Annotated in this window: 18 protein-coding genes; 9 read left to right on the top strand and 9 right to left on the bottom strand. The window is 72.9% G+C overall.

The features are described from left to right. The 3 genes from ACZ6TV_RS43100 to ACZ6TV_RS43090 all read right to left on the bottom strand — a co-directional run bounded on the left by ACZ6TV_RS43100 (position 1) and on the right by ACZ6TV_RS43090 (position 4616). Positions 1-1206, bottom strand: a complete 1206-nt coding sequence (locus ACZ6TV_RS43100) for a cytochrome P450 (protein WP_465305175.1) — start codon at positions 1204-1206, stop codon at positions 1-3. Between the two features lie 86 nt (positions 1207-1292). Continuing rightward, positions 1293-3188: a non-ribosomal peptide synthetase gene (locus ACZ6TV_RS43095; RefSeq protein ID WP_465305173.1), complete on the bottom strand. Its 1896-nt coding sequence runs from the start codon at positions 3186-3188 to the stop codon at positions 1293-1295. 45 nt (positions 3189-3233) lie between these two features. Continuing rightward, a complete protein-coding gene (locus ACZ6TV_RS43090; protein WP_465305171.1) occupies positions 3234-4616 on the bottom strand; it encodes an MFS transporter in 1383 nt (460 codons plus the stop codon). 214 nt (positions 4617-4830) lie between these two features. Here ACZ6TV_RS43090 and ACZ6TV_RS43085 point away from each other — a divergent pair, with 214 nt between their 5' ends. From ACZ6TV_RS43085 to ACZ6TV_RS43070, 4 genes are all read left to right on the top strand, one after another. Further along, entirely contained in the window at positions 4831-8112 is a 3282-nt protein-coding gene (locus ACZ6TV_RS43085) for a condensation domain-containing protein (RefSeq protein WP_465305169.1), read from the top strand. 291 nt (positions 8113-8403) lie between these two features. Then, complete coding sequence (locus ACZ6TV_RS43080; RefSeq protein WP_465305167.1) at positions 8404-8874, top strand: hypothetical protein; 471 nt, start codon at positions 8404-8406, stop codon at positions 8872-8874. Between the two features lie 44 nt (positions 8875-8918). After that, positions 8919-9317, top strand: coding sequence for a PaaI family thioesterase (locus ACZ6TV_RS43075; RefSeq protein WP_465305165.1), 399 nt, complete (start codon positions 8919-8921; stop codon positions 9315-9317). A 123-nt stretch (positions 9318-9440) separates the two neighbouring features. Continuing rightward, on the top strand, positions 9441-9968 hold the full coding sequence (locus ACZ6TV_RS43070; RefSeq protein ID WP_465305163.1) for a DinB family protein: 528 nt from the start codon (positions 9441-9443) through the stop codon (positions 9966-9968). A 10-nt stretch (positions 9969-9978) separates the two neighbouring features. Here ACZ6TV_RS43070 and ACZ6TV_RS43065 read toward each other — a convergent pair whose 3' ends face one another. From ACZ6TV_RS43065 to ACZ6TV_RS43040, 6 genes are all read right to left on the bottom strand, one after another. Next, positions 9979-11094: a winged helix DNA-binding domain-containing protein gene (locus ACZ6TV_RS43065; RefSeq protein WP_465305161.1), complete on the bottom strand. Its 1116-nt coding sequence runs from the start codon at positions 11092-11094 to the stop codon at positions 9979-9981. A 102-nt stretch (positions 11095-11196) separates the two neighbouring features. Next, positions 11197-12453 (bottom strand): acyltransferase family protein, encoded by a 1257-nt coding sequence (locus tag ACZ6TV_RS43060; protein ID WP_465305159.1) that lies wholly within the window; start codon positions 12451-12453, stop codon positions 11197-11199. Then, on the bottom strand, positions 12450-12722 hold the full coding sequence (locus tag ACZ6TV_RS43055; RefSeq protein WP_354778646.1) for an acyl carrier protein: 273 nt from the start codon (positions 12720-12722) through the stop codon (positions 12450-12452). The genes ACZ6TV_RS43060 and ACZ6TV_RS43055 overlap by 4 nt, the downstream gene beginning before the upstream one ends. Positions 12723-12727: 5 nt before the next feature. Next, a complete protein-coding gene (locus ACZ6TV_RS43050) occupies positions 12728-13756 on the bottom strand; it encodes a transketolase family protein (RefSeq protein ID WP_465305157.1) in 1029 nt (342 codons plus the stop codon). After that, positions 13753-14700, bottom strand: a complete 948-nt coding sequence (locus ACZ6TV_RS43045; RefSeq protein WP_465305155.1) for a transketolase — start codon at positions 14698-14700, stop codon at positions 13753-13755. The genes ACZ6TV_RS43050 and ACZ6TV_RS43045 overlap by 4 nt, the downstream gene beginning before the upstream one ends. Positions 14701-14868: 168 nt before the next feature. Beyond that, positions 14869-16194: a DegT/DnrJ/EryC1/StrS family aminotransferase gene (locus ACZ6TV_RS43040; RefSeq protein WP_465305153.1), complete on the bottom strand. Its 1326-nt coding sequence runs from the start codon at positions 16192-16194 to the stop codon at positions 14869-14871. A 426-nt stretch (positions 16195-16620) separates the two neighbouring features. Here ACZ6TV_RS43040 and ACZ6TV_RS43035 point away from each other — a divergent pair, with 426 nt between their 5' ends. The 5 genes from ACZ6TV_RS43035 to ACZ6TV_RS43015 all read left to right on the top strand — a co-directional run bounded on the left by ACZ6TV_RS43035 (position 16621) and on the right by ACZ6TV_RS43015 (position 21070). Continuing rightward, entirely contained in the window at positions 16621-16800 is a 180-nt protein-coding gene (locus ACZ6TV_RS43035) for a lysine biosynthesis protein LysW (RefSeq protein WP_465305151.1), read from the top strand. A 116-nt stretch (positions 16801-16916) separates the two neighbouring features. Further along, complete coding sequence (gene argC / locus ACZ6TV_RS43030; RefSeq protein WP_465305149.1) at positions 16917-17897, top strand: N-acetyl-gamma-glutamyl-phosphate reductase; 981 nt, start codon at positions 16917-16919, stop codon at positions 17895-17897. 53 nt (positions 17898-17950) lie between these two features. Next, on the top strand, positions 17951-18787 hold the full coding sequence (gene argB, locus ACZ6TV_RS43025; protein WP_465305148.1) for an acetylglutamate kinase: 837 nt from the start codon (positions 17951-17953) through the stop codon (positions 18785-18787). Between the two features lie 307 nt (positions 18788-19094). Beyond that, on the top strand, positions 19095-20249 hold the full coding sequence (locus tag ACZ6TV_RS43020) for a M20/M25/M40 family metallo-hydrolase (protein ID WP_465305146.1): 1155 nt from the start codon (positions 19095-19097) through the stop codon (positions 20247-20249). Further along, positions 20246-21070, top strand: a complete 825-nt coding sequence (locus ACZ6TV_RS43015) for an SDR family oxidoreductase (protein ID WP_465305144.1) — start codon at positions 20246-20248, stop codon at positions 21068-21070. Before ACZ6TV_RS43020 ends, ACZ6TV_RS43015 begins: the two co-directional genes overlap by 4 nt. Positions 21071-21079 lie beyond the last annotated feature (9 nt).

Genomic DNA, 21079 nt, shown 5'->3' with positions numbered 1-21079 from the left:
TCAGCGCTCCTCCCCGACCCGGAACCGCACCGGCACCTGGTCGAACATGATGTGCCGGCCGTTCTCGAAGTGCAGCTCGCTGGGCCCGTCCAGGTCGAACACGGGCAGTTCGGCGAGCGCGTCCAGTACCGCCGCGAACTCCGCCCGGGCCAGGTGCACCCCCATGCAGTGGTGGATGCCGTGCCCGAAACCCAGATGCTGGTGGGAGTTGCCGCGGTCGGGGTCGAACGCGTCAGGATCCGGGAACTTCTCCGGGTCGCGGTTGGCGGCGTCGAACAGCAGCACCACGCGGGCGCCCTCCGGGATGGTGGTGCCGGCGACGGTGACCTCCCGGGTGGTGATCCGGGTGAACCGGTCGGTCGGGCACCAGCGCCGCAGCGTCTCCTCGGCGACGGCCGCGCGCAGCTCCGGCTCGCGCCGCAACCGCAGCTGCAGCACGGGATCCTGGCCGAGGGTGTGCACCAGGCGGGTGATCGAGTTCATCGTGTTGTCGTGCCCGGCCACGCAGAAGCTGACGATGATCGAGTACAGCTCCTCGTCCGGCAGCGGCTCGCCGTCGCGGGTCATCGCCGCCAGCTGCGCGATGTAGCCGCCGTCGGGCTCGCGCCGCACCCGGTCGATCTCCTCGGCGAGGATGTCGTGGAACGCGGGCCAGAACTTGCTCGCGTCCTTGTCGGTGGAGATGTAGGTCCACATCGTCTTCGTCGCCTCGCGGACCCGGCCGCGGCACTCCTCGGACAGCCCGAAGGCGACGCCGAGCACCTCGATCGCGAACGGCTCCGCGAGCTCCTTCATGAGGTCGCCGTGCCCGCGCTCGGCGACCGGGGCGAGCAGCCGGTCGGCCATCTCGCGCAGCTGCGCCTCGAGGCCGCCGATCGTCTCGCGCGTCATCGGCGGGGCCATCCGGTCGCGGATCTCGCGCTGCTGCGGCGGGTCGAAGTCGATCGGGGAGAACATCGGCATCCCCTCGGCGCGCGGGAAGTGCACGCCGCGGGCCGAGCTGTAGGTCTGCCAGTCGGTGAGGGCCGCGCGCACGTCGGCGTAGCGGGACAGGATGTACACCCCGCCGTACGCGGGGGAGTAGGTGACGCCGCGGTCGCGGATGCCGCTGTTGACCGCCTGCGCGGTCTGCGGCGTGTACTCGGGGTCGTGATGGTCGAACGCGGTGACCAGTCTGTCGGTGGCGTCTGTCGTCTGTGCGGTCATGCCGGCCTCCAAGCCGGGTCGGTGGGCCCATGGGAGTGCGTCCCATGGGCCCGTGACGTTCTTGGGGTCTGCGGGTACTGGAAGGGTCAGCGCCGCCGCGGGGTGATCGCGGGGATCGCCGGGGTCGCGGTGGCGGGACCGGCCGCGGACACCAGCTGCGCCAGGCCGCTGACGGTCGGGTCGGTCACCAGGTCGTTCATCTCGACCCGGGTGCCGAGGTCCTGCTCGATGTGGCCCTGCAGGCGGGCCAGCAGCAGCGAGTCGCCGCCGAGCTCCAGGAAGTGGTCGTCCGCGCCGACCCGGTCGACGTGCAGCAGCTCGGCGAACAGCCGCGCCAGCTCCGTCTCCGCGCCGGGCGCCGGGGGGCGCCAGGCGCGCACCGGACGGCCGCGGGCCCAGTCCGCCGGGGGGAGCCGGCGGCGGTCGATCTTGTTGGACGTGTTGAGGGGCAGCTCGTCCAGCTGGACGAAGGCGACCGGGATCATGAAGTCGGGCAGCCGCTGCAGGGCGTAGTCGCGCAGCTCGAGCGGCGACACGGCGGTCTCGGCGGTGAAGCAGGCGACGAGCCGGCGTTGGTCGCCGTCCATCGCCGGCACGACCGAGACCTGCCGCACCGCGGGGTGCCGGCCGAGCACCCAGTCGACGTCGCCGAGCTCGACGCGGTGCCCGCGGATCTTCACGATGTCGTCGATGCGGCCGTGGTGCTCCAGGACGCCGTCGGGGCGGAAGCGGCCGGCGTCGCCGGAGCGGTACAGCCGGGTGCCGGGCGCGCCGAACGGGTTGGGGCGGAAGCGGTCCGCGGTCTGCGCCGGGTCGCCCAGGTAGCCGAGGCTCAGGCAGTCGGAGTCGATCCAGACCTCGCCGATGCCGTCACCCACCGGGGTGCGGCCGTCGTCCTCCAGCAGGTGCACGGTCACGCCCTCGATCGGCCGTCCCACGGGCGGCGCGGCCTGCCGGTCGGCGTCCGTCGCCGTGGACGGGGTGCACCGCCGGTCCCACGGGTAGCTGGAGTTGGCGACCTGGAAGGCTTCGAGGCTGCCGTACGAGACGGCGATCTCGAACGGCAGGCCGGGCGGCCCCCACTTGTTGAGCCGGTCGCCGCCGAGCGTGAGCAGCCGCAGCGGGGTCTCCCGCGGCCACGGCAGGTTCTGCAGCACCTCCCCGACGGGGGTGATGACGAAGCTGAGGGTGATCTCCTCGTCGAGGAGCCAGTCGCGCAGCGCGGGCGGCGACGCGATGACGTCGTGCTCCCCGATCACGATCTGCGCGCCCTGCCAGAGCAGGCCACCGACCTCGTGGATGGCGATCCCGGCGCCGGCCGCGCCGAGCCAGGAGCCGCGGTCCGCGGCGGTGGTGCCGTTGATGGTGGCGCTGCGGGCGGCGCTCAGCGCGAGCCACGAGTGCTGCGCGAGCACGATCTTCGCCGCGCCGGTGGAGCCGGACGTGAACATCGCGTAGGCGAGCTCGTCGCGGCGCGCCGCCGGACCGGGGTCCGGCAGCTGCTCGCGGGCGGGCACACCGGCGTCGATGGTGACCACCGGCAGCCCGCTGGGCACCGGCGGCGTGGGGTTCCCGCCGCCCGGGCAGGGTGCCACGGGCACCCCGACCGGGACGGGCGGCACCTCGGCCGCGTTGGGGCAGTGCGCGGCCGCCACCACGGCGGTGGGGCGTCCCGCCGTGATGGCCCGGTGGAAGCGCTCGGCCGGCACCGAAGGATCCAGCGGCATGCAGACACCGCCGGCCTTCAGGCAGCCGAGCATGCCGACCACCCACTCGATCGAGCGGCCCAGGTACATGGCGACCATGTCACCGCGCCGCACACCGAGGACCGACAGCTCGTGGGCGAGCTGGTTGGCCTGCTGGTTGAGCTCCCCGTAGGTCAGCGCCCGGTCGCCGTGCCGGACGGCCGGCGACCGCGGTGCGGTCCGGGCGAACTCCTCGATCCGGGACACCAGGGTCGTCGTGTCCTGGTGGGTGGTCATGTCTGCGCTCCTCCCTGGTTGCTGGTTGCTGGTTGTCCGGTCGGCCTACGCGGCGTCCGGGACGACCACCCGCTCGTTCTCCGGGACGTCGTCGATCAGCTTGTGCACCCGGCCCGCCAGGACCCAGCAGACAGCGATCACGGCGAGGGCCGCGGCGAGGTAGAACGCGGTGATGTTGGCGAACGCCACGGCGACCGCGCTGCCCAGCAGCGGACCGGCGGCATTGGCGCCCCAGACGAACGGCAGGGCGACGCCGCCGACGCGGCCCATCGCCTGCGGCGGCGTGGCCTTCTGGATCAGCGTCATGACACCGACGTTGCCGACCGGGGTGGTGAAGGACGAGATGCCCTGCGAGACGATCAGGATGGTGACCGCGGTCGCGGTGTTGCCGAACTGCGCGAACGGCAGCAGCAGGAACGCGACGATCAGCATCGAGTGGGTCAGCAGCAGCGTGCGGCCCATGCCGAGCTTCTCGTTGATCCGGCGGGACAGGATCGCGCCCAGGATGACGGGCGTGCCGCCGACGCCGAGCACCAGGCCGATCTGCGCGGCGCTGAGGTCCAGGTCCTGGTAGCCGAACACGATGATCATCGCGAGGACCATCGACACGGCCGTGTTGCCGAACGTGGCCATCAGCGTCAGGTACCGCAGCAGCCGGTTGCCGAACGTCATCGACACCCCGCCGCGCAGGTCCTTGAGCGTGGCCTGGACACCGCCCGGGCGGGGCTGCGGCGCGGGCTCGCGGAACTTCACGAACATCAGGCTCAGCCCGGCGAACAGGTAGGTGACCGCGTCGGCGGTGATCGCCCGCGCGGCGCCGAGCAGACCGACCAGGGCGCCACCGGCGCTCCGGCCGAAGATCAGCGCGACGGACCGGCTCAGCTGGGTCTTGGCGTTGCCGTCGACCAGGTCCTCCCGCGGCAGCAGCTGCGGCAGGTACGCCTGATAGGCGAGCTGGAAGACGACGTCGAAGATGCCCTTCAGCACCGCCGCCACGTACAGGTGGGTGATCGTCAGCCCGTCCAGCGCCCACAGCAGCGGCAGCGAGCCGAGGACGACGAAGCGGGCGAGGTTGGCGACCTGCATCATCATCCGCCGGTTCAACCGGTCGGTGAGCACCCCCATCACCGGGGCGAGCAGCACGAACGGGATCCACTGCAGCGCGATCAGCAGACCGACGCCGAGCGCGCCCTCACCGAAGACGAGCACGGCGAGGGACGGCAGCGCGATGACGCTGATCTCGCTGCCCAGCAGGCTGATCGACTCACCGCCCCAGACCAGGGCGAAGTCGCGGTTGCGCAGCACCGAGGGCCGTCGGCCACCGCCGTCGGCGGGCTTCGGAGCTTGCTGCGGCGTCTTCGGGGCAGCGCCCTCGGGATGCCCGACCCGTGCGGTTGGTGTCCTGTTTTGCGCGTTGGTTGAGGTCATGCCCCATGACTCCTCTGCGGGAATTCGTGCGAGACGCTCGTATTCCGGTGCGCGGGTCTGCGCTGTTTGTCGGCATGAGTCTTCACCCACACACCACAACTGCCGACGGCCTTACGGTAACGCGAGTCTGCAGACAGCGCATCTTGCCGGGGCAGAAGCCACCCGAACCGGTCACTCTCGCGCGTTTGGAGGCGCAGTGAGTTACCGTATTTCCATGAGAGACTACGAAGACTTCATGCCGCTCGCGGTCATCCAGGAGCACTTCTGGTCCTCCGACGCGTCGGCGGCGGAGCAGGCCCCGCTGACGGAGTGCGTGGCACTGGCCGTGCCCGGCCGTCTCGACGAGTCCGCGCTGCGCACCGCGGTCGGCGCGCTGCTGACCCGGCATGAGGTCCTGCGCACCGCGCTGCTGCTGCGCGACGGACAGCCCGGCCAGGTCGTGCGGCCGGTGCCGGACCCGCTGCCGGTGACCGTGGTCGACGAGCCGACCGGCGCCGAGCTCGACGGCTTCGCCGCCCGGGGCATCGACCCCTCCGCCGGCTGCGGGGTCGCGTTCCTGCTGGTGCACGGCGGCGCCCCGGACGGCGACGTCCTCGCGCTCGCGGTGCATCACATCGTCGCCGACGCGACCGCCGTCCGGCTGCTGCTGGCCGAGCTCGCCGCCGACTACACCGCCGCGGTGGACGGGCGCCCCTCCACCGTGCCGGCGCCCGAGCTGCAGTACGGCGACTTCGTCTTCTGGGAGCGTGAGGCGCTCCTGCCGGCCACCCAGGACGCCGACACCGCGTGGTGGAGCGAGACCCTGCGCGACGCGCCGACGAGTCTCGACGTGCGACCCGACCGGCCGCGCCGGCGCATCCGGCGCGGGGTCGGCAGCCGCGTCGAGTTCGTCCTGCCCGGCGTCGGCGGGCCCGCGCTGCGCGCCACCGCCCGCGACCTGCACAGCTCGCCGTACGCGCTGTGCCTCGCCGGGTGGGCCGCCACGATCGCCCGCTCCACCGGCCGCGACGACCTGATCCTCGGCGTGCTCGCCGCGAACCGCGGCGCGCCGCAGCTGGAGTCGCTCGTCGGGCAGCTGTCCAACACCGTCCCGCTGCGCCTGGACCTCGCCGGCGCGCCCGACCTGACCGAGACGGTGGCCCGCTGCTCGAAGCGGGTCGCGGCGGCGATCGAGCACGTCCGGCTGCCGTTCAACCGGATCGTGCGGGCCGCGTCCGCGCCGCGGCCCACCGACCGGACCCCGCTGATCCAGCACCTGTTCCTGCCGCGGATCGACGCCGTCGGCGACCTGCGCTTCGGCGGGCTGCCGGTGCGGGTCCTGGACGTGGAGCGCGGCCGTGGCCGGTTCGACACCGTCGTGGAGATCGAGTTCGCGGGCGGGCAGGTCCGGCTGTGGCTGGAGTACGACGGTGACCTGTACACCCCGGACGGGGTCCAGGCGCTGGTGGACGACTACGGCCGGGTGCTGCGGCAGTGGCTGGAGCACCCGGAGCTGCGGCTGCCGGAGCTGGAACTGCACGAGCCGCGGGCCGCGGCACTGGAGCAGGACGCCGGGGAGGCGACGCGGATCGACCTGCCGGACGGCACGGCGGTGACGGTGCGGCTGGACCGCTCCCGCGGCGAGGAGGACTGGCCGGTGCTCACCGCGTTCGACGGTGCCCGCGCCGAGGACCTGGCCCTGGCCGGCGGGCTGTCGCCGCACCACCCGGCCGCGCTGCTGCGCGGCGGCGCCCCCACCGGGCTCACCGCCCGGCGGAGCGCCGACGGCCGGCTGCAGGTCGTGGACGGCCTGCCCGCCGCGGAACAGCCGGGGTCCGCGCCCGCCGTCTCGCCGGCGGGGCCCGACCGGCTGCTCGACCTGGTCACCGAGATCTGGGCGCAGGCCCTGGAGCGGCCGGCGATCGGGCCGGACGACGACTTCTTCGAAAGCGGCGGGCACTCGCTGCTCGCCACCCGGCTCGTCGCCGACCTGACGGAGGCGCTCGGGGCGCGGGTGCGGGTCCGGACCCTGTTCGAGAACCCGACCCCGGCGCAGCTGACCGCCGAGCTGCGGGCCGCCAACCCGGAGCTGGACGGCATGCTGGAGCTCGTCGCCGACCTGCCCGACAGCGACGAACCCGAGGCGGTGGACGACGTCGTACCGGCCGACGACCCCGACACGGTGGTGGACGTGCCGCTGCTGTCCGGGCAGCGCCAGCTGTGGCTCGCCGAGCAGGCCGACCCGGGCTCGCTCACCCACACGATCCCGCTGGTGCTGGACCTGACCGGGCCGCTGGACGCCGACGCGTTTGCCGCCGCGGTCAACGACGTCGTCGCGCACCAGCCGGGCCTGCGCGGCACGTTCGTCGAGGTCGACGGGCAGCCGATGCAGCGGATCCACCCGCACACCGGGATCGGCGTGCCGCTGCACGACCTGAGCGGGCTCGACGAGGACGCGCGGGAGACCGAGCGGGCGCGGCTGGAGCGGGACATCGCCTACACCGGCTTCGACATCACCCGCGGGCCGCTGCTGCAGGCGCGCGTCGTCCGGCTGGCCGCCGAGCACCACCAGGCGCAGCTGCTGTTCCACCACCTGGTGACCGACGAGGTGTCGATGACGCTGCTGATGCGGGGGCTCGGCAGCGCGTACGAGGCCAGGGCCGCCGGACGGGCGCCGGACCTGCCCCGGCACGAGGTCTCCTTCGCCGAGCTCGCCCGGGCCGAGCAGGAGCTGCTCGACGGGCCGGAGGGCGAGCGGCTGCGCCGGTTCTGGGCCCGCGAGCTCGCCGGGGCGCCGGCGCTGCGGCTGGCGACCGACCACCCGCGCGGCGACAAGGCCCGCTTCCGCGGCGAGTTCCTGGAGCGGCCGGTCTCCGCCGGCGCGGCCCGCACGCTGCGCGACGTCGCGGCCGCCGGGCGGACCACCCCGTTCACCGTGTTCTGCGCGGCGGTCGCCGTGCTGCTGCACCGCCTCAGCGGCCAGGACGACATCGTCATCGGCATCCCCACGGCGAACCGGACCACCCGCGGCGCGGAGCACCTCGTCGGCTGCTTCCTCAACGTGATCCCGATCCGGCTGGACCTGTCCGGCGACCCGCGCTTCGACGAACTGGTCCAGCGGGTCGGCGCCTCGGTGCTGCGCGCCTACGAGCACCAGCAGGCGCCGTTCGCCGACATCGTGCAGACCGTGCAGCCGGAGCGGGTCACCGGGGTGCACCCGATCTACCAGGTGACCTGCGAGCTGCAGCTGGAGTCGTGGATGCCGGCGTCCTTCGCCGGCCTGGGGTGCGAGTACCGCTTCATCTCCCACGGCACGGCCCGCTACGACATGGCGTTCCACGGGCTGCTGCGCCCGTCCGGCCTGTCCGCGATGGTGGAGCTCAACACCGACCTGTGGGACCAGGCGTCCGGCTACCGGCGCATCGATCAGGTGCTCGATCTTCTGGCGGCGGTCGCCGAGTCGCCCGGCGCGCCGATCGGGGAGCTGGCGTTAACCGGCGCGCCCGGCGGGGCCTGACCGGCGACGTCCGTCACCCTATGGTGTGAGTCGGTCGCACAGAGTCGGAAAATCTACGCATGCCTCGCGGCGGCGAGGCGTCGCAGACTGCGACTCCCTGACGGTCGGGGCTTCGGCGAATTCCCAGGTCAGGCTCGGTGTGATCGCCGTGCGTGGCCTTCGAAGCCTCACCCTTCGGGGCAGCCTCCCAAGATTCGTCCGGAGTATAGTATCCACAGGATGGCTGTGCCACTCGACACGCACCTTTTCCTCGGCTCGCCCCGAGGAGCGCAACAGAATAAGGCGGTCCCGATGGAACCCGATCAGGAGTTCGTTGAAACGCATTACACGGTCAAGATTGTGGCCGAGAGCCCGGACACTGACAAGGCGCCCGCCACCATCACCGCACGCATCCGGATCAACCAGAACTTCGAAGCGCAGGTCGTCGAGCTGTCCGTGATGGCCCCCGAGGGTGGGGCCCTGCCCACCAACGCCGCCAGGTCCATCGATTTCGACATGCTCGCCCGGTCGCTCAGCAGCGCCGTCGCCGCGACCGTGCTCCCCGGCGTCGCGGTCGCGGAGACCGAGGAGCGGCAGGTCAGCCGGGCCAAGCCCGACCGGCCCTACCGGCGCATGCCCGACGCCGAGCTGGTCGCCGCGGAGCTGCGCCGCACCGGCAGCGTCGGGCAGCTCGCCCGGCACTTCGACGTCCCTCGCTACACGGCGCAGGCGTGGGTCGACCGGCTGCGCCGTAACGGGCAGCTCGAGTTCTTCGACAACTGACTGCGGACTCTGCAGAGTCCGGCAGACACTGGGATACTCAAGACATGACGACGGACATGGTTGCGCAGCGACTCGGACCCTATGTCGAGCACCTGGGCCTGCAGTTCGAGGAGGTCGGCCCGGACCGGGTGGTCGCCGCCTGGTCGGCGCGTGCGGACCTGCTGCAGCCGCACGGCATCCTGCACGGCGGGGTGCACTGCGCGGTCGTCGAGTCCGTCGCGAGCGTGGCCGCCGACCGCTGGATCGGCGACCGGGGCACCGTGGTCGGGGTCAGCAACGCCACCGACTTCTACGCCCCGGTCACCGTGGCCAACGGCCGGCTCACCTCGACGGCCGTCCCCGTCCACCGCGGCGCCACCCAGCAGGTGTGGGTCGTGGAGACGGTCGACGCGTCCGGTGGGCTCGTCGCCCGCGGGCAGGTCAGGCTGCAGAATCTGCGCTGATCGGCAGGCGTTTCGGCGCGCTTCTCCCGAACGGGGGAACGCGCGCCGATCCCGGTGAGCCGGTTGTTGCGGCGGTCCTACGGTGCAGGAAGGGGCCGCAACAGAACCGGACGGGGGCCGTGCATGGACTGGCGCGCTGAGGTGCTCGATCAGCTGGACCTCTACTGGGAGCACAACCTGACGCCCCGGCTGGCCGGGCTCACCGACGACGAGTACTTCTGGGAGCCCGTGAAGGACTGCTGGTCGGTGCGGACCGCCGCGGACGGCCGCGCGACGCTCGACGGCGCGAAGGACACCCCGGAGCCGCCACCGGTGACCACGATCGCATGGCGGATGACGCACGTCGCCTTCCACGTGCTGGGGATCCGCACCAGCACGCACTTCGGCGACGGCTCGCTGACGATGGCGACCGCGCGGCTGCCGGTGTCCGCCGACGCGGCCGTCGCCGCGCTGAAGTGGCACTATCAGGACTGGCGCGACGCCGTCAGCGCCCTCGACAGGGCGGCGCTGGAGCGCCCGATCGGCGCGGCGGAGGGGCCGTGGGGCGACCGGCCGATGGCGACGCTGATGCTGCACGTCAATCGCGAGATCATGCACCACGGCGCAGAGGTCGCGCTGCTGCGCGACCTCTACCGTGCCCACTTCTCGTAACGGCGTCCTGTCAGGCGACGCGGACCTTCAGGCCGCTGATCCCGTTGGCCTTGCCCACGTGGGTGGCCTCCTTCTCGAGATCCTTCTGCGGCAGGCGGACGCCGTCGAACGGCGTCACGACGAGCTCCTTGCCGTCGATCTCCCACACCGCCTCGACGCGGCCGTCGACCACGACGATGGGTGAGATCCAGCCCGCGGCGCGGCTCACCTTGACCCGGTGCTTGGCGTCCAGCAGCGCGTCGTCCTTGGTGCCGGGGCCCAGCACATACTGGTCGAAGTGGCCGAGCAGCTTGACGCCCTTGCACTCGGTGGTGCCGGCGAGCTCGTCGGCGTGCTCCGCCAGGATCAGCGCCTTGCGGCCCTCGACGTCGACCTCGGTCACCTTGTCGCCCAGGTCGGCGAACCACTTGCGCAGCTTCGGCTTGCTGGTGCTGTTGAGCGTCAGCCAGCGGTCGAAGGTGTCCGGGGCGGCGGGCCCATAGGCGCCGAGGTAGGCCGCGATCGCCAGCGGGGCGGCCTCGTCGGGCTCCGGGATGCCCTGCCAGTCCTTGCCGAACTTCTTCGCCGGCGACGTGAACGTGATCTTGTTGCCCTGATTGACGCCGTGGCACAGGGCGCCGCGCCAGGCGAGGGGCTTGAGCACCGAACCCCAGCCGGACCGCAGCCGCTCCTCCATGCTCTGGAAGCGCTTGTCGGCGATGAGCTTCGTGACGAGCTGGTCGCGGGTGAACTCCGCGCCGCCCTCGAGGATGCCCGACACCTCCTCGGTCAGCTCGTCGATCTGCTTCGGGCTGACCCCGGACGCCTTGGTCCACGAGGGTTTGAGCCAGCTGCCCGCGTCGGCCATCAGCGAGAGGAACGCACCGGCGTCCTGGGGCCGCAGCAGGTGCAGCGTGCCGCGCATCGCCCACGTCTTCATCAGCGTCAGGTCGGCGACGTCCCGGTCGACGGCGTCGCCGTCGGGTGTCGTCTGTCGCAAGGCGACAGCCAGCTCGGCGGCGCTCCACACCTGCGCCTGCACACCACACAGCCTGCCGACGATCTCGCTCGCGCTCCGCTTCGTGCGCGGGTGCACGTATTGGCGCTGCATCCGCCAGGTCGCGACCTGTTTCCAGGTGACTTTCACGTTGCCCCCTCTGCAGTCGGTCTCACCCTACCTTTACCCGAAACACACTGCATGAGACGCGACGAGGCTCCCACCCGCGCGGGTGGGAGCCTCGTCGGCGGTTCAGCCCCGGTCGGCCTGCACGGCCTCGGGCGTGTCGCGTCTGACCGCGGGACGGCTCCAGCGCCGCATGATCGGGCGCTCCACGAGCGTGTACAGCAGCCAGGCGAGCACGAGGCTGGTGACGATCGTCAGCCCCGAATAGGCGAGCACGGTGCCCCACGTGGTGGGCGCGTCGGACGGGTCGGCGCCCCAGGTCACGGAGTGCCGGCCGATCCAGCCGTACGCCACGACGAGCCAGTGCACCAGGTACAGGGCGAAGGAGATCTCACCCAGGAACACCATGGCGCGGCTGCCGAACGAGGTGCCGCGGCCGTTGATGTCGGCGTTGGCGGTGGCGCCGACCAGCAGCGCGAGGGGCAGCGCGGAGACCGCGACGAAGCCGAGGATCGGCGGGGTGGCACCACCGGCGGCGATCAGCGCGACGAACGCGACGATCACGGCGACCGGCATCGGCCACTTCTTCCAGCGGCCGTTGATGACGATCAGCGCGGTGAAGATGCCCAGCACGAACTCGAGCATCCGCACCGGCGGGAAGAACGTCATGAACCACATGTGCAGCCAGGGCAGGCCGGTGCCGCGGTGCAGCTCGCCGCCGCTGGGCAGCAGCAGCGCGACGAACGGCACGGCGCAGATGGCCACGAACGTGAGCCAGAAGCCGCGCCACAGCCGCTCGGGGCGGACCTTGCGCAGCAGCGTGAGCACGAACGGGAACGCCAGGTAGAACAGCAGCTCGCAGGACAGCGACCAGGTCGGCGTGTTGGACCACAGGTTGAACAGCAGCTGCTGGTCGGGGATCCACGCGTGCACCAGGAACAGCGTCGCCAGGGTGTCGCGGGTGGACAGCGCGTGCGCGGCGGTGACCGCGAGGATGATCGCCGCGACGAACGTCACCAGGTGGTTCGGGTAGATCTTGAAGAACCGGCGGCGCCAGAACTGCGGCACCGAGTCGGTCTGCCGGGCGACCCACGTCAGCACGAAACCGCTGAGGATGAAGAAGAACGACACCCCGACGGATCCGAAGCCGTAGAAGACGTGCAGGACGAAGACCTGGTCCTTGGCCACGTTGGGCAGCAGGTTGATCCCGACGTGGCACAGCACCACGAGGAACGCGGCGATGAACCGCAGACCGGTCAGGGAGTGCAGCTTGGATGTCGACTGCCCGGGCGTCGGCGCGCCGGTGGTCTCCACGGGCGCCCGGCCGCCTCCGGCCATTTCGGTGCTCGCCTCGGCGGCGAGTCCTGCTCTCGGCCGCATCATGCGGCACCTCCGTCTGTGTCGGTGGCGGGCGTGAGCTCGCCGGCGAGTTCACGGACCACGGTCGCCTGGTAGAAGTTGCGCACCGCCAGACGCCGGCCCTGTTCGGCCTCGATCAGGTCGATCACCTCCATCGCCGTCAGCGAGGTACCGCCGAGGGCGAAGAAGTCGTCGTCGGGCGTCACCCCCTTCTCGACCTTGAGCACGCGCTGGAACACGCTCTGCACGTAGCGGATCCGGTCCTCGTCATGGATCAGGGCCGTCCCGGCCATCGTCATCACCTCGTCTTCCGGTCGGCGGCCCCGTGGCGCGCCGTTGTGTCGTCGTGGTCTGTGCGGGCGAGGAGGGCGTGGACGGCGTCGAGGACCGCGCCGGCGCTCACCCCGTGCGCTTCGAGGGCGTCGCGCTGGCTGGCGACGCGGGCACCGGGCCGGCCGCGCACGGCGATCCGGCGGATCGGCACGGCCAGGTCGGCGGAGACCACCTCGGCGGTCGCGTCGCCGGCGCCGCCCTGCGGCCGGTGCTCCTCGACCGTCACCACCCCGGCGCGACCGCGGCACGCGGCGAGCAGCCCGTCGCGGTCCAGCGGGTGCAGCGTGTGCAGGTCGAGGACCTCGGCGGCGACGCCGTCGCCGGCGAGCCGCTCGGCCGCCTCGAGCGCGAACAGCAGCGGCACCGGCCCGGTCGCGACGACGGTGACGTCCGTGCCCTCGCGCAGCGTCCTGACCTCGCCGAGCCGGAACTCGGGCGCCGGGCCGGGCGGAACGGGCGTGGCCGAGCGGCCGAGCCGCAGGTATGCGGGGCCGGGCAGCTCGTGCAGCTGCCGGGTGGCGGCGGCGATCTGCCGGCCGTCGCCGGGCACGACCACGGCCAGGTCGGCCAGGGCCCTGGCGACCGCGAGGTCCTCCAGGGCGAAGTGGGTCGTGCCGAAGTGCGCGGCGGACAGCCCGCCGTGGGTGGCGATGACCCGCACCGGCAGCCGGTTGCCGACGACGTCGACCTTCAGGAACTCCGCCGCGCGCATGGTGGCGAAGGTCGCCATGGTGTGCACGTAGGGGATGAAGCCGCGGCGGGCGAGCCCGGCGGCGACCGTCATCAGGTTGGCCTCGGCGATGCCGACGTTGATGTACCGGTCCGGGAACCGCTCGGCGAACGTGTCCTCCAGCCCGCCGGTGTCGGAGTCCAGGCAGATGACCCGCGGGTCGGACTCCGCGAGGTCGATGAGCGCGTCACGGTAGGCCGTGCGCGGGTCCGGGCCCAGCTCGGGCGTCTCCTCGGCGGCGGGGGCGGCGATGGTCTGGGTCACGACCGTGCCCCCTTCGCGAGGGCCGCGAGGGCGCGCTGCACCAGGGCGGGCTTGAGCTTGGCGTAGTGCCCGGCGACCTTGCGCTCCAGGAACGGCACGCCGCGGCCCTTCACGGTCTCGGCGAGCACCATCACAGGCGCGTCCGCGGCCGGGCGCAGCGCCTCGCGCAACGCCGGCAGGTCGTGCCCATCGATCTTGCGTACCTGCCAGCCGAACGCCGCGAACTTGGCGTCGAGCGGCTCCAGGGCGACGGTGCCCTCGGTGCCGCCGGTGATCTGCAGCCCGTTGCGGTCCACGGTCGCGACCAGCCCGGACAGCCTGCGGTGGCCGGCCAGCAGCGCCGCCTCCCACACGCTGCCTTCCTGCAGCTCGCCGTCGCCGAGGACGGTGTAGACGCGCCGGTCGCCGCCGCGCAGCCGCTCGGCGAGCGCGAGCCCGATCGACAGGCCGAGCCCGTGGCCGAGGGAGCCGGTGGCGAACTCGACGCCGGGCAGGTCGTGGGCGGGGTGGCCGAAGAGCCGGCTGCCGGGCCGGGCGTAGCTGTCCAGCTCCTCGGCGGGCAGGCGGCCGAGCTGGACCAGCGCGCTGTAGAGCGCCGGCGCGGCGTGGCCCTTGCTGAGCACGAACGAGTCGCCGGGGCGCAGCAGCTCCGCGTGCAGGACGGCCATCAGGTCGGCGCAGGACAGGCTGCCGCCGGCGTGCGCGCCCTCGGGCCCGCCCGCCATCCGGATCACGTCCTGCCGGATCCGCTGCGCCATCGCCGCCGCGCCGCCGGGGAAGCCCGTCCCGCCATCCGTGTCCACGGTGGATTCGCCGGTGGCGGCGGGGTCTCCTCCGGACCTGTCGCGGTCCTCTCCGGACACGGGCGTGTCCTCGCCGGAGACGGGGGTTGCACCCGCCCGCACAGGGGAGTGCGGCGGGCCGGTCGTGGTCGGCACGGCCATGTCTGGCTCCCTTCGGTGGGTCTCGTTCTCGTTCGGCCTTTGCGAAGCGCGGCTTTGCGAAGCGACGTCGGCCTTTGCGAAGCGACGTCGGCCTTTGCGAAGCGACGTCGGCCTTTGCGAAGCGACGTCAGGGGTTGCGGGGCCGCCGTCAGCGGTTGCGGGGCGACGTCAGCCTTTGCGGAGCACCTCCCGCCAGCCGGGCGCGGGGCGCGAGCGGGCCATCTGGCGGATCAGGTCGAGGTGCTGCCAGACCTTCTCGAAGCCGTCGGCGTAGCGGGCCAGCAGTGGCCCGGCCGCCGGGTCGAGGTGCCGGCGTTGCAGGCACAGCGATCCGTCGACGACCGCGGCGGTGACGGGGAAGCGCTCGGCCACCCAGTCGAGGGCGTCGGCCTCGGCCATCCCGGCGGGCCGGAACGCGGGATGCGCGGGCAGCGGCGCGACCTGGTACTGCGAGACCGGCACCCCCTCGGCGCGCAGCGCCCGGTGCAGCGCGACGCGCAGCCCGGTGCGGTGCTCGGGGGCGAGCCCGAGGGCCTCCGGCTGCGGCATCAGGCGCAGGATGTGCCAGGCGTGCGTGCGCCCGGCCGGGATCCCCGGCACCCGCAGGCCGGGCAGCTGCGCCAGCCGGTCGACGAACGCGCGGATCCCCGGCTCGCGCCGCCGGGCGTTGTCGTCGAAGCGGGCCAGCTGCGAGTGGGTGAACGCGGCCGCGACCGGTGCCATCCGCGCGTTGAACGCGGCGCGGTGGCTGATGTAGCTGCGCGTCCCGGACGGCGCGTGCTCGCCGAAGTTGCGGAGACTGACGAGCTGCTCGTGCAGGCCGTCTTCGTCGGTGGTGATGAGCCCGCCCTCGCCGCACGTCGGCAGGTTCTTGTGCGGGTGCAGGCTGAAGCAGCCGGCCGTGCCGAACGCCCCGGCCCTGCGTCCTTCGAGCCGCGCGCCGTGCGCCTGCGCGGCGTCCTCGACGATCGGCACGCCGAGCCGGGTGGCGAGACGGTGCAGTGCGGGCATGTCCGCCGGCAGCCCGTGCAGGTGTACCGGCAGCAGCGCCGCCGTCCTGGGACCGGCCGCCTCGGCGGCGGAGCGGGGATCCAGGTTGTAGGTGCCCGGCTCGATGTCGCCGAACACGGCGGTGCCGCCGGCCGCGTGGACGGCGTGTGCGGTCGCGTTCATCGTCAGGGCCGGCACGACGACCTCGTCGCCGGGGCCGATCCCGCAGCCGCGCAGCGCCAGGTGCAGCGCGACGGTGCCGGAGGCGACGGCGACGCAGTGCCGGGTGCCGGTGTGCTCCGCCCAGGCCGCCTCGAGCCGGCCGATCTCGGGCTCGCCGGGCGACGCGGCGTTCAGCGGCTGGTCGCGCAGCACGCGGAGGACCGCCCGCTCGTCGTCGGTGGTGACGATCGGCCAGTCGCCGCCGGCGGCGTCCTTGGGCACGGCGCGGTCCCCGCCGAGCAACGCCAGGTCGGCGCGGGTCGCTGTGCGGGTGTCAGACATGGACAAAACACCTCCGGACGGTGCTCTCGGATGCCGGGTCGCCGCTCGGAAAGGCGTACGCGAGTAGGCGTCTGATGCAGACTTTGCCGCGACTTGGGTGCAGAGTCTGCGTACTTCTCATCCAGTGTCGCCGGGTCGGCAGGACAGTGTCGAAGGCCAGCATCACCCCGGCCGGAGCGATCCGCAACTCGATCATCACCGGCTCCTTCCTACCTGTGCCGTGCGACAAAACGCGACGTGGGGAAGGGAGGTCGATTCATCTGCTCAGATATTTCGATCACCCTTGCCGTGACCTGCGCGAGCGTTTCGCGGACCGGTCTTCCATGTCGACTTCATGGAATCTCTCGGGATGTGAGGCCGTGAAGCATGTGTTAGCTTCTGCAGTGTTGGGCAAACAGTAATCACACAATCTGCAGGAGGCAACTTATGACTACTGCACTGACCGTGCAGTGCCCCCAGTGCGGTGGCGCGGTGGGCGTGTCCGACGAACTCATGGTTGCCGAGATCGTGATCTGTCAGCACTGCTCAAGCGAGCTCGAAGTGGTGACGACCGGTCCCGTCGTGCTGGCGCTCGCACCCGAGGTCGAAGAGGACTGGGGCGAGTAGCCCGCCCGCTTGCCGGTGGTGGCGGGGGCGCCGAGGCAACCCCTCCACCACCGCGGAACCCCGACAGACAAACGACAAAGACTGCACGACCTGAACGACGCGGAAGGGGCGGCACGGTGAAGGTGAGCGTTGTCGGTGCGGCCGGCTACACGGGCGGCGAGCTGTTGCGGCTCGTGCACGCCCACCCGGAACTGGACCTGGTGCAGGCGATCTCGCGCCGGCACGCCGGCCGGCCCGTGGCCGAGGTGCACCCCAACCTGCACCACCTCGGGCTGACCTTCCACCCGCCGCAGGAGCTGGCCCCGGTCGACACCGCCTTCCTGGCGCTGCCCTCCGGCGCGTCCGCCGAGGTCGAGGCCGGCGTCGGCGAGCTGGCCGGCACGATCGTCGACCTCAGCCCCGACTTCCGGGCCGGGGCGAGCTCCGCGTCCGGCGACGTCTACCGGACCGGCCTGCCCGAGCTGTACGCCGACGAGCTGCCCGGTGCCGAGCGCATCAGCGTCCCGGGCTGCATGGCGACCGCCGCGATCCTGGCGCTCGCCCCGCTGAGCAGGGCCGGCCTCGTCTCCGGCGACGTGGTGGTGGACGCCCGGACCGGCTCGTCCGGCTCCGGCGCCGAACCCGGCCCGTCGTCGCACCACGCGGAGCGCGGCAACGCGTTCCGGGTCTACAAGCCCGCCGGGCACCGGCACGAGAAGGAGATCGCCGCGCACGCCGGCGTCCGGGCCCGCATGACCGTCACGGCCGTCCCGTCGGTCCGTGGCGCGCAGGTGATCTGCCATGTCACGCCGCCGGCGCCGGTCGAGCGCCGCGACGTGCTGCGGGTGCTGCAGCGGGAGTACCGGGACCGGCCCTTCGTCCGGGTGGTGGCCCGCAGCCGCGGGGTGCACCGCCTGCCGGACCCGCAGTTCCTGTCCGGGACCAACTTCGTCGACGTCGGCTGCGCGGTGGACGAGGACGGCGGCCGGATCGTCGTGGTCGCCGCGCTCGACAACCTCGTCAAGGGCGCCGCCGGCGGCGGCGTGCAGAGCCTGAACGTGGCCCGCGGCCTGCCCGAGGACACCGGCCTGGAGTTCACGGGACTGCACCCGGCCTGAGCCCTGCGGCACGGGCGGGACGACGGCGGAACAGCAAAGGAGGTGAACGGGACATGGCACAGGACGCCACACCCACGTCCGACGGGGTGATCGTGGTCAAGATCGGTGGTGGCGCCGACCCGGGGCCGGTGCTGGACGAGGTGGCCGAGCTGGCCGCCGCCGGCACGCCCACGGTCCTGGTCCACGGCGGCGGAGCCGTCGCCGACCAGCTCGCCGACGAGCTCGGCGTGCAACGTGAGGTCATCAAGTCGCCGGACGGCACCCAGAGCCGGCGCACCGACCGCAACATGCTCGCCGTCATCACGATGGCGCTGCTCGGGCGGGTCAAGCCGGAGCTGGTCAGCGGGCTGCGGGCGCGGGGCGCCCGGGCGGTGGGCCTGAGCGGCGCGGACGGCGCGCTGGCGACCGCGTCGCGCAAGCCGGCCATCCGGTCGGTGCAGGACGGCAAGACGGTGCTGATCCGCGACGACCAGTCGGGCCGGATCGAGCACGTCGACCCCGCACCGGTGCAGGCGATCCTCGACCGTGGTGAGGTGCCCGTCGTGTCCCCGCCGGCCAGCGACGCCGACGGCAACCTGCTCAACGTCGACGCCGACGAGATGGCCGCCCAGCTCGCCGTCGCGCTGGACGCCGACGCGCTCGTCCTGCTCACCGACGTCTCCGGGGTCTACGCCGACCCTGACGACCCGGCCACCAGGATCGCCGAGGTCGGCCCGCAGCACCTCGAGGGCGACACCGTCCGCGGGCGGATGCGGCACAAGGTGCGGGCCGGGCTGCGCGCCAGCCTGACCGTCGCCCGGGTCGCCATCGGCGCCGCGAGCCAGAAGCGCCCGATCCGCCAGGCCCTCGCCGGCCGTGGCTCGAAGGTCCGTGAGAGCGGCGCGGCGTGAGCGGCCAGCGGAGCGTCTTGGGCCGCTCACCGTGGGCGCAGTTTGGGCTCGGGCCGACGCCGGAGCGCAGCGGAGGTGGCGGCGTGAGCGGCCAGCGGAGCGTCTTGGGCCGCTCACCGTGGGAGCAGTTTGGGCTCGGGCCGACGCCGGAGCGCAGCGGAGGTGGCGGCGTGAGCGGCCAGCGGAGCGTCTTGGGCCGCTCACCGTGGGCGCAGTTTGGGCTCAGGCCGGCGCCGGAGCGCAGCGGAGGTGGCGGCGTGAGCGGCCAGCGGAGCGAACTGCACGGAAGCGTCGGGGAGGTGACGGCATGAGTGTGGCGGAGCAGCGGCAGCAGGCCGCCGCCTGGGCCGCGCGCCGGGCATCGGCCGGTTCACCGCCGGTGGCGCTGAGCGAGGACTACCCGGCGTGGCTGCTGCGCGCCGCGCTGAGCATCCCGTCCGTGTCGGGCCAGGAGCTGCCGCTCGCCGGGTTCCTCGCCGAGCAGCTGGACACGCTGGGCTTCACCGCGCACGTCGACGAGGTCGGCAACGTCCACGGCGTCATCGGCCCGGACGACGGCCCGACCGTGATGCTGCTCGGGCACATCGACACCGTGCCCGGCCAGGTGCCCGTCTGCCAGATCGGCGACCTGCTGTACGGACGCGGATCCGTCGACGCGAAGGGCGCCTTCGTCACCATGATCTGCGCCGCCGCCCGCAGCCAGGACGTGCGCGTGCACGTCATCGGCGCGGTCGGCGAGGAGGTCGCCGGAGGGCTCGGCGCGCTGCACGTGATGGACACCGTGCCGAAGCCGGCCGCCGTCATCATCGGCGAGCCGAGCGGCTGGGACGGGGTCTGCCTCGGCTACAAGGGGCGCATCGGCCTCGGGTACGAGATGCACCAGCCGCCGCTGCACACCAGCAGCCCGGAGCCGACCGCCGTGGAGCGCGCCGCCCGCTGGGCCCACGACGTGCAGGACTACCTGCGGGGGCTGTCCGAGGAGCAGGACCCGGTCGCGTTCGGCGTCGCCGCCGGCACGCTGATCAGCCTGCGCGGCGACATCGCCGACGCCGAGGCGTTCCTGACCTGCCGGGTGCCGCCGGGCTTCGACTTCGCGGCCCTGGAGGCGTTCGCCCGCGGCCGCACGCACAGCCGGATCTGGGTCGACGAGCGGGTGCCCGGGGTGACCCGGACCCGGTCCGACCCGGTGGTCAGCACGCTGCGCGCGGCGATCGCCGCGCAGGGCGGCCGGGCGACGTTCAAGCGCAAGGCCGGCACGTCCGACATGAACACCCTCGACCCGTGGGGGGTGCCGATGGCCGCGTACGGGCCGGGCGACGCCCACCTGGACCACACCACCGACGAACACATCCCGATCAGCGAGCTGTACCGCGCGATCGACGTCCTCACGCTCGCCCTGCCCCGGCTCGGGCGGCAGCTGAAGACGCCGGCCCTGACCGGCTCCCGACCCCTGGAGGCATGATGTTGCTCGACGGGAACGTCGCCATGATCACCGGCGCGGCCCGGGCGCTGGGCCGCTCCCACGCGCTGACCTTCGCCCGGGAGGGCGCCGACCTGATCCTCGTCGACCACTGCGACCCGCAGGCCGGTCCCTACGAGATGGCCGGCCGGCGCGACCTGGAGGAGACCGCCGACAAGTGCCGCCGCTTCGGCAGCCGGGTGCTCACCGGCGTCGCCGACGTGCGCGACCAGGCCGGCGTCGACAAGGTCGTCGACCAGGGCATGGAGGAGTTCGGGCAGATCGACGTGCTGGTCAACAACGCGGGCGTGCTCGGCCCCGGCGGGGTGCGGGCGCACGAGCTGACCGAGGAGCAGTGGCAGCTGGCGCTCGACGTCAACCTCAGCGGCACCTGGCGCTGCTGCCGCGCGGTGCTGCCGCACATGGTCAGCCAGGGCGGCGGGCGGATCGTCAACACCGCGTCGACCGGCGGCCGGGTCGCGTTCGAGCTGTACGCCAACTACGTCGCCTCCAAGCACGGCGTGGTCGGGCTGACCAAGTCGATCGCCCTGGAGTACGGCCGGCACGGCGTGCGCGCCAACGCCGTCAGCCCGAGCACCGTCGCCGACGACGCGGACCTGGGCACCCGCAGCACCCGCGCCGTCGCCGAGTCCCTGGGCTCCGGGCTGGACGACTACGAGAGCACGTCCGCCGGCCTGCACGCGCTCGGCCGGCTCGTCACCGCCGCCGAGGTGTCCGCCGCCTGCCTGTGGCTGGCCAGCCCGAACTCCGGCGGCGTCACCGGCACCGAACTCGTGGTCGACGGCGGCTTCACCGCTCGCTGACGCGCACCG

The organism is Dactylosporangium sp. NPDC051087 (assembly GCF_055586325.1).
This window is presented reverse-complemented; position numbering and strand designations above follow the sequence as displayed.

Bases quoted from the DNA above. Each gene is read 5' to 3' on its own strand.
- ACZ6TV_RS43100 (WP_465305175.1), bottom strand. From the start codon at position 1,206: ATGACCGCACAGACGACAGACGCCACCGACAGACTGGTCACCGCGTTC.
- ACZ6TV_RS43040 (WP_465305153.1), bottom strand. From the start codon at position 16,194: ATGTCTGACACCCGCACAGCGACCCGCGCCGACCTGGCGTTGCTCGGC.
- ACZ6TV_RS43015 (WP_465305144.1), top strand. From the start codon at position 20,246: ATGATGTTGCTCGACGGGAACGTCGCCATGATCACCGGCGCGGCCCGG.
- argB (WP_465305148.1), top strand. From the start codon at position 17,951: ATGGCACAGGACGCCACACCCACGTCCGACGGGGTGATCGTGGTCAAG.
- ACZ6TV_RS43075 (WP_465305165.1), top strand. From the start codon at position 8,919: ATGACGACGGACATGGTTGCGCAGCGACTCGGACCCTATGTCGAGCAC.
- ACZ6TV_RS43090 (WP_465305171.1), bottom strand. From the start codon at position 4,616: ATGACCTCAACCAACGCGCAAAACAGGACACCAACCGCACGGGTCGGG.
- ACZ6TV_RS43080 (WP_465305167.1), top strand. From the start codon at position 8,404: ATGGAACCCGATCAGGAGTTCGTTGAAACGCATTACACGGTCAAGATT.
- ACZ6TV_RS43070 (WP_465305163.1), top strand. From the start codon at position 9,441: ATGGACTGGCGCGCTGAGGTGCTCGATCAGCTGGACCTCTACTGGGAG.
- ACZ6TV_RS43060 (WP_465305159.1), bottom strand. From the start codon at position 12,453: ATGATGCGGCCGAGAGCAGGACTCGCCGCCGAGGCGAGCACCGAAATG.
- ACZ6TV_RS43045 (WP_465305155.1), bottom strand. From the start codon at position 14,700: ATGGCCGTGCCGACCACGACCGGCCCGCCGCACTCCCCTGTGCGGGCG.
- ACZ6TV_RS43085 (WP_465305169.1), top strand. From the start codon at position 4,831: ATGAGAGACTACGAAGACTTCATGCCGCTCGCGGTCATCCAGGAGCAC.
- ACZ6TV_RS43035 (WP_465305151.1), top strand. From the start codon at position 16,621: ATGACTACTGCACTGACCGTGCAGTGCCCCCAGTGCGGTGGCGCGGTG.
- ACZ6TV_RS43055 (WP_354778646.1), bottom strand. From the start codon at position 12,722: ATGGCCGGGACGGCCCTGATCCATGACGAGGACCGGATCCGCTACGTG.
- ACZ6TV_RS43020 (WP_465305146.1), top strand. From the start codon at position 19,095: ATGAGTGTGGCGGAGCAGCGGCAGCAGGCCGCCGCCTGGGCCGCGCGC.
- ACZ6TV_RS43095 (WP_465305173.1), bottom strand. From the start codon at position 3,188: ATGACCACCCACCAGGACACGACGACCCTGGTGTCCCGGATCGAGGAG.